Origin of the sequence: Pseudomonas sp. TWI929, from assembly GCF_039673335.1 — a bacterium.
Classification (GTDB): domain Bacteria; phylum Pseudomonadota; class Gammaproteobacteria; order Pseudomonadales; family Pseudomonadaceae; genus Aquipseudomonas.
Genome location: NZ_JBDJLK010000152.1, coordinates 1 through 6,492 on the forward strand (window position 1 = coordinate 1; position 6,492 = coordinate 6,492).

The 6,492-nt window shown below is 66.0% G+C and carries 6 protein-coding genes and 1 pseudogene; 3 read left to right on the forward strand and 4 right to left on the reverse strand.

Annotation, left to right across the window (positions count from 1 at the left end; translation table 11 throughout):
* Positions 1–159 precede the first annotated feature (159 nt).
* Together ABE456_RS28020 and ABE456_RS28025 are read left to right on the forward strand one after the other, a co-directional pair.
* Positions 160–798, forward strand: a complete 639-nt coding sequence (locus ABE456_RS28020) for a hypothetical protein (protein ID WP_346646827.1) — start codon at positions 160–162, stop codon at positions 796–798.
* Entirely contained in the window at positions 798–1,415 is a 618-nt protein-coding gene (locus tag ABE456_RS28025; protein WP_346646828.1) for a MarR family transcriptional regulator, read from the forward strand. Before ABE456_RS28020 ends, ABE456_RS28025 begins: the two co-directional genes overlap by 1 nt.
* A gap of 38 nt (positions 1,416–1,453) precedes the next feature.
* Here the strand turns inward: ABE456_RS28025 and ABE456_RS28030 are convergent, their stop codons facing one another.
* The gene (locus ABE456_RS28030; RefSeq protein WP_346646829.1) at positions 1,454–1,789 is read right to left on the reverse strand and encodes a helix-turn-helix domain-containing protein; all 336 of its coding nucleotides are present in this window, start codon (positions 1,787–1,789) and stop codon (positions 1,454–1,456) included.
* A 50-nt stretch (positions 1,790–1,839) separates the two neighbouring features.
* Between ABE456_RS28030 and xenA the strand changes: the two genes are divergently transcribed.
* A complete protein-coding gene (gene xenA, locus ABE456_RS28035) occupies positions 1,840–2,931 on the forward strand; it encodes a xenobiotic reductase XenA (protein ID WP_346646830.1) in 1,092 nt (363 codons plus the stop codon).
* A 119-nt stretch (positions 2,932–3,050) separates the two neighbouring features.
* On the opposite strand, the gene ABE456_RS28040 is transcribed toward xenA, so the two are convergent.
* From ABE456_RS28040 to ABE456_RS28050, 3 genes and pseudogenes are all read right to left on the reverse strand, one after another.
* Positions 3,051–4,298, reverse strand: a complete 1,248-nt coding sequence (locus tag ABE456_RS28040; RefSeq protein WP_346646831.1) for an FAD-dependent oxidoreductase — start codon at positions 4,296–4,298, stop codon at positions 3,051–3,053.
* 2 nt (positions 4,299–4,300) lie between these two features.
* Positions 4,301–5,878, reverse strand: coding sequence for an aldehyde dehydrogenase (NADP(+)) (locus ABE456_RS28045; RefSeq protein ID WP_346646832.1), 1,578 nt, complete (start codon positions 5,876–5,878; stop codon positions 4,301–4,303).
* Between the two features lie 166 nt (positions 5,879–6,044).
* Positions 6,045–6,492, reverse strand: a pseudogene (locus ABE456_RS28050) (dihydrodipicolinate synthase family protein); the annotation flags it as partial.

A 6,492-nucleotide genomic window follows, 5' to 3' on the forward strand; every position in this document is an offset into this window, starting at 1 on the left:
TGGGGTTTTTTTTTCCCTGCCCGGGCAGCTCCGGGGTTCCCCCCTCTAAGCGGCCGGCACAGGAAACCACTGATCGGAAACCTGCCTGACCATCAATAAAAACATATTTTGATGCTTAAATTAATATTGTCAGTCGATCCCCTCCAGGAGGGTGCCGCCATGAACATCAAGATTGCCGCCTTACTGCTACTCGCCCTGTGTGCCCAGCCGGCATGGAGCCAGAGCTATTCCTCCTCAGCCCCCGCCGCCAAACCCGCTGAGTCCGGCGCGATAACCACGCGCATGGCCCTGCGCGACCTGTGGGTCGAGCATATCTTCTGGGTTCGCAACTACGCTGTCGCCAACCAGGCCGGCAATGCCAAGCAGGCCGAAGTCGCCGCCAAGGAAGTGGTTACCGATGCCACCAAGATTGCCAACAGTATCGCCCCGTTGTACGGCCAGCCCGCCGCCGACCAGTTGCTGAAACTGCTGGCTGGCCACTGGGGGGCAATCAAGCATTACAGCGATGCCACCGTGGGCAAGGACAAGAAAGGCCAGCAAGCCGCTGTCGATGAGCTGACCAGCAATGCCAAGGCAATCGCCGCGTTCCTGGCCAAAGCCAACCCGAACCTGCCCGAACCCACCCTGCTGACGTTGCTCAGCGCCCATGGCGGCCACCATGTGGCGCAGATCGACCAGCTGGCAGCGGGTGACTATGCCGGCGAGGCGCGCACCTGGGGGATGATGCGCGAGCACATTCTGACCCTGTCCGACGCCTTGGCCGCGGCGTTGGTCAAACAGTTCCCGGACAAGTTCTGATGCTCGAAGGCCTGGGCCGTACCCAACAGGACCTGCTCCATGCGTTGTTGCACCAGCCGGCCGGTATGAGCATCGACGACCTGGCGCAGGCCCTGGCCATCACTCGCACGGCGGTGCGCCAGCACCTGGCCGCGCTGGAGCGCGACGGCCTGGTCAAGCGCGGTGCCACCCGGCCCACCGGGCGACGCCCGGAGCAGTTGCATGAGCTGACCGAACGTGCCCGCGAGCTGTTCCCCCGCCAGTACCCGCTGCTGGCCAACTTGCTGATCGGTGAGGTGGCTGACGTGCTGGGGCACGAGGCCTTGCTGGCGCTGATGCGCCAGTTGGGGCGCAAGCTGGCGGCGGACCTGGAGCACCAAGTGGTGGATGAAGCACGCATCGTCGAGCACATGAACAATGCCGGCTATGAAGCGCAGGTGTTCTTCCGCTCGACGGGGGAGCCGCAGATCGTCGCGCACAATTGCGTGTTTCATCACCTGGCCAAGGCGCACCCGGTGGTGTGCGAGCTTGATCTGGCGCTGATCGGGACCCTGGGCGGGGCCGAGGTCAGCCATGAGGAATGCATGCTCAGGGGCGGGCAGGTGTGCCGGTTTGCCCTGGGCAAGAAAGAGGATTGATGTTGCCTGCACTGGCCCTATCGCCAGCACAGGAAAAATCAGTGCTGCCGGAGGATGCACTCCAGCAACCCCGGAAACCGCTCACCCAGCACCTCGCTACGCAGCGAATTCATATGGGTCGTCCCCACATTGCGGGTATGCACCAGCCCCGCGTCACGCAACACGCGGAAGTGGTGGGACATGCTCGACTTCGGCCGGCCGCCATCCAGCTCGCCGCAGCTGGCTTCGGCCACGCCCGCCAGATGGCGCACGATACCCAGGCGCACCGGGTCGCTCAGGGCGTAGAGCAGGCGTTCCAGGGTCAGGTCTTCAGAATTGGGATGTTGGTAGGCTCGCATGGCCGTCATGATAGCGGGGCTATCATTAATTGCCATAGTTCGATTATGATCGAACTATCGTAATCAAATAGCTCGGGAGCTTGCCCATGTCCGCCTTGTTCGAACCCTACACCCTCAAGGACGTCACCCTGCGCAACCGCATCGCCATTCCGCCGATGTGCCAGTACATGGCCGAGGACGGCATGATCAACGACTGGCACCACGTGCACCTGGCTGGCCTGGCCCGTGGCGGTGCCGGCCTGCTGGTGGTCGAAGCCACTGCCGTGGCACCGGAAGGGCGCATCACCCCTGGTTGCGCCGGTATCTGGAGCGATGCCCACGCCCAGGCGTTTGTACCGGTGGTGCAGGCGATCAAAGCCGCCGGCTCCGTGCCGGGCATCCAGGTTGCCCATGCCGGGCGCAAGGCCAGCGCCAACCGGCCGTGGGAAGGTGATGACCACATTGCCGCCGACGATGCTCGCGGCTGGGAAACCATCGCCCCGTCGGCCATCGCGTTTGGTGCGCACCTGCCGCAAGTGCCGCGCGAGATGACCCTGGACGACATTGCTCGGGTCAAGCAGGACTTCGTCGATGCTGCCCGCCGTGCGCGGGATGCCGGCTTCGAGTGGATCGAGCTGCACTTCGCCCACGGCTACCTGGGCCAGAGCTTCTTCTCCGAGCACTCCAACAAGCGTACCGACGCCTACGGTGGCAGCTTCGACAACCGCAGCCGCTTCCTGCTGGAAACCCTGGCTGCAGTGCGTGAAGTGTGGCCGGAAAACCTGCCACTGACCGCGCGCTTTGGCGTGCTGGAATACGATGGCCGCGATGAGCAGACCCTGGAAGAGTCGATCGAGCTGGCACGCCGCTTCAAGGCCGGTGGCCTCGACCTGCTGAGCGTGAGTGTTGGCTTCACCATTCCTGATACCAACATCCCATGGGGCCCTGCGTTCATGGGGCCGATTGCCGAGCGCGTGCGGCGTGAGGCGAAGCTGCCGGTGACTTCGGCGTGGGGCTTTGGTACGCCACAGCTGGCGGAGGCTGCATTGCAAGTTAACCAGCTGGACCTGGTGTCGGTAGGGCGTGCGCATTTGGCCGACCCGCACTGGGCTTACTTTGCGGCCAAGGAGCTGGGGGTGGAGAAAGCTTCCTGGACCTTGCCGGCGCCGTATGCGCACTGGCTTGAACGGTATCGCTGAGTGATGCCGGGGGGCTGCTACGCAGCCCGATCGCGACACAAGGCCGCTCCTACAAGCGTACGCGGTCCCCTGTAGGAGCGGCCTTGTGTCGCGATAGGGCCGCACAGCGGCCCCCGAAGCTAAAACCGATCCAACCGGTATGCCGACATCTCGGCCCCAGCAGCCCGCTCAGCCAGCCGCCCGACCCATTCCGCCGTCACCGCCGCCTGGGTCAGCCCCAGGTGCTGATGCCCGAACGCCAACAACACCCGCCCGTCACACACCCGGTCAATCACCGGCAACGAGTCCGGCAACGAAGGCCTGAAGCCCATCCACGGCGTAGCCCCCTCGACACTCAAGTCCTGCCGGAACAAACCCTTGCTCAAGCGGTGCAATTGCCACGCCCGCTGCATGCTCGGCGGCGCGTCCAGCCCGGCGAACTCCACCGTGCCGGCCAGGCGCAAGCCATCGGCCATGGGCGTCATGATGAACTTGCGCTCCAGCGAGGTGACTGCAAACGGCAAGCGCTGGTGCTCGCCAGGCAGCATCAGGTGGTACCCGCGCTCGGTATCCAGCGGTACCCGCTTGCCGGTCAGTGCGCCGGTCAATCGTGCCGAATGCGCACCACAGCTGACGAGTACCTGACGCGCACTCAGCGTGCCCTGGTCGCTGGCCAGGCTGACCCCGCCGCTGTGCACCTGGCCACCCTCGACCTGCGCCTGAACAAAGCGCACGCCACTGGCTTTGGCCGCTTCGAACAACTCGCACACCACCCGGAACGGGTCGATGAAGTGCCCGGTCTTCGGGAAAAACAGCCCGCCCAGCAAGGACGGGCTCAGCTGCGGCGCCGCTGCGCGCACGGCTTCAGACGACCAGAAGTCCACCGGCACCGCCTGCTGCTGCATGCGCGCGCGCAAGGCCTCCAGCACCTGGTGCGATTCTGGCCGTTCGAACACCAGCAACGAGCCATCCTCCTGGAACATCTCGCTGCGCCCGATCGAGCCCAGCAGCCGCTGCCAGGCACCCAGGCTGCCTTCGTTCAGCGTGCGGATGCCGGCCACGCTGCGCTGGAACGGTTCCGGGCGCAGGTTGAGCAGCAGGCGGGTGAACCACGGCATGGCCTTGGGCAGGTACTTCCAGTCCAGGCGCAGCGGGCCCATAGGGTCCAGCAGCATGCGTGGCAGGCGCTTGAGGATCGACAGGTCGGCAATCGGGAATACTTGCTCGGTGGCCAGGTGCCCGGCGTTGCCGTAGGACGCGCCAAGGCCGGGGGCCTGGCGGTCGACCAGCATTACCCGGCGGCCTTGGCGGGCCAGTTGCAGGGCGCAGGCGACGCCGACGATGCCGGCGCCGACCACGGCGATATCGGTTTCAGCGGTTTCGACCATGCTCAGCCTTCCCGTTTACCGTCTAGCAGGCGCCGCAGCTGCAGTGGGTTGCCGTGCTGCAACGCCTGCGGCAGCAGGGCGTCGGGGAAGTCCTGGTAGCACACCGGGCGCAGGAAGCGCAGGATCGCTGCCGTGCCCACCGAGGTGGTACGGGCATCGGAGGTGGCCGGGAACGGCCCGCCATGCACCATCGCATCACACACTTCGACGCCGGTCGGCCAACCATTGACCAGAATGCGCCCGGCCTTGCGCTCAAGGGTCGGCAGCAGGGCGCGGGCGCTGTCGATGTCGGCCTCGTCCAGTTGCAGGGTGGCGGTCAGCTGGCCTTCCAGGTGCTCGGCTACCTGGCGGACCTGCTCATCGCTGGCGCAGGCAACGACCAGAGAAGCTGCGCCGAACACTTCAGCCTGCAACGCCGGGTCGGCCAGGAAGGCTTCGGCCTGGGTAATGAACAGCTGCGCCTGGCATTGGTTGGGGCCTTGCCCAGCCAGGCCACTGGCGGCGGTCTGGGCATTGGCGTTTTCCGCCAGGGCACCGACGCCGGCCTGGTATGCACTGAAGATACCTGGGGTGAGCATGGTTTGCGCAGCGGCCTGCTGCACATGCCCGCTGGCGGCCGTGATGAAGCGCTGCAACGCCGGCCCCTGGCGGGCGATGACCAGGCCGGGGTTGGTGCAGAACTGGCCGGCGCCTTGGGTTAGCGAGGCGACGAAGCCTTGTGCCAGCGCCTCGGCGCGGGCCTGCAGGGCAGCGTCGAACAGAAACACCGGGTTGATCGAGCTCATTTCGGCGTACACCGGGATTGGCTCCGGGCGCGCCTGGGTGGCCTGGCACAGCGCCACGCCACCGCTACGCGAACCGGTGAAGCCAACCGCCTTGATGCGTGGGTCGCTGACCAGCGCGATGCCTACTTCACGGCCAGAGCCGTATAGCAGCGAGAACACGCCTTCTGGCAAGCCGCACTGTTTAACCGCTTGCGCCACTGCCTGGCCGACCAGCTCGCTGGTACCGGGGTGGGCGCTGTGGGCCTTGACTACCACCGGGCAACCGGCCGCCAATGCTGAAGCGGTGTCACCGCCGGCCACCGAGAAGGCCAAGGGGAAATTGCTGGCGCCGAACACGGCTACCGGCCCCAGGGCCACCTGGCGCTGGCGCAGGTCGGCGCGGGGTAGCGGCTGGCGCTCGGGCAGGGCGTTGTCGACGCGCACGTCCAGCCATTCGCCGGCGCGTACTACACGGGCGAAGGTGCGCAGCTGGGTGCAGGTGCGGCCACGCTCGCCCTGGATACGCGCCTGGGGCAGGCCGGTTTCGGCTACGGCGCGGTCGATCAGGGCATCGCCGAGTGCTTCGATCTGCGCGGCGATGGCCTCAAGAAATTGTGCCCGTTGTTCGAGCGAGGTTTCGCGGTAGGCATCGAACGCCGCCCAGGCCAGGGCGCAGGCTTGGGCCACGTGTTCGCCGGTACCGCCGAGGTAGGCCGGTTCCAGCGCCTGGCCGGTGGCCGGGTTGACGGCGTGGATGGCTGTGCGGCTGCCGGTAACCGGGGTCTGGCCGATCAGCAGGTTGCCTGTCAGGGTCATGGAGCCTCCTTGGTAAATCAGATTCAGGCATCAAGGCAAACCGCATACCCTGTGGGAGCGGGTTTACCCGCGAAGCAGGCGACTCGGTGCCTGGCACCGGCTTCGCCGGTGTTCGCGGGTGAACCCGCTCCCACAGGGGGCTGCGGTTCGGCCTTGGGTCAGGTGATCAGGCCAGGTTCTGCTCGGCCGACCAGCTGGCGTACCAGTTGCGGAACAGCGCGTACTGCTGCTCGGCATAGTTGCGCTGGGCGTCGGTCAGTGCGTCGGTTTCGTTGAAGTGCAGGCTGTACTCGGTATCGCCGTTCAGCACCATCAGGTGCTTGTAGTACAGCACCAGGTCGCAGCCTTCATCGAACGACGACAGCACTGCCAGCGCCGCTTCCAGCTCGCGTGCCAGGCGGCGGGCGCGAGCGTCGCCTTTGGCCGCCTGCTTGCTCAGGCTCACCAGTTGCAGCACTTCCCGTGGCAGGGCGTTGCCGATGCCGGTGATGGCGCCGGTGGCATTGCAGTTGACGAAGCCATGCACCACCTGGGTGTCGACGCCGACCATCAGGGTTACATCGTCATCCTTGGAGGTGATGTGCTCGGCGGCGTAGCGCAGGTCGGCGCCACCG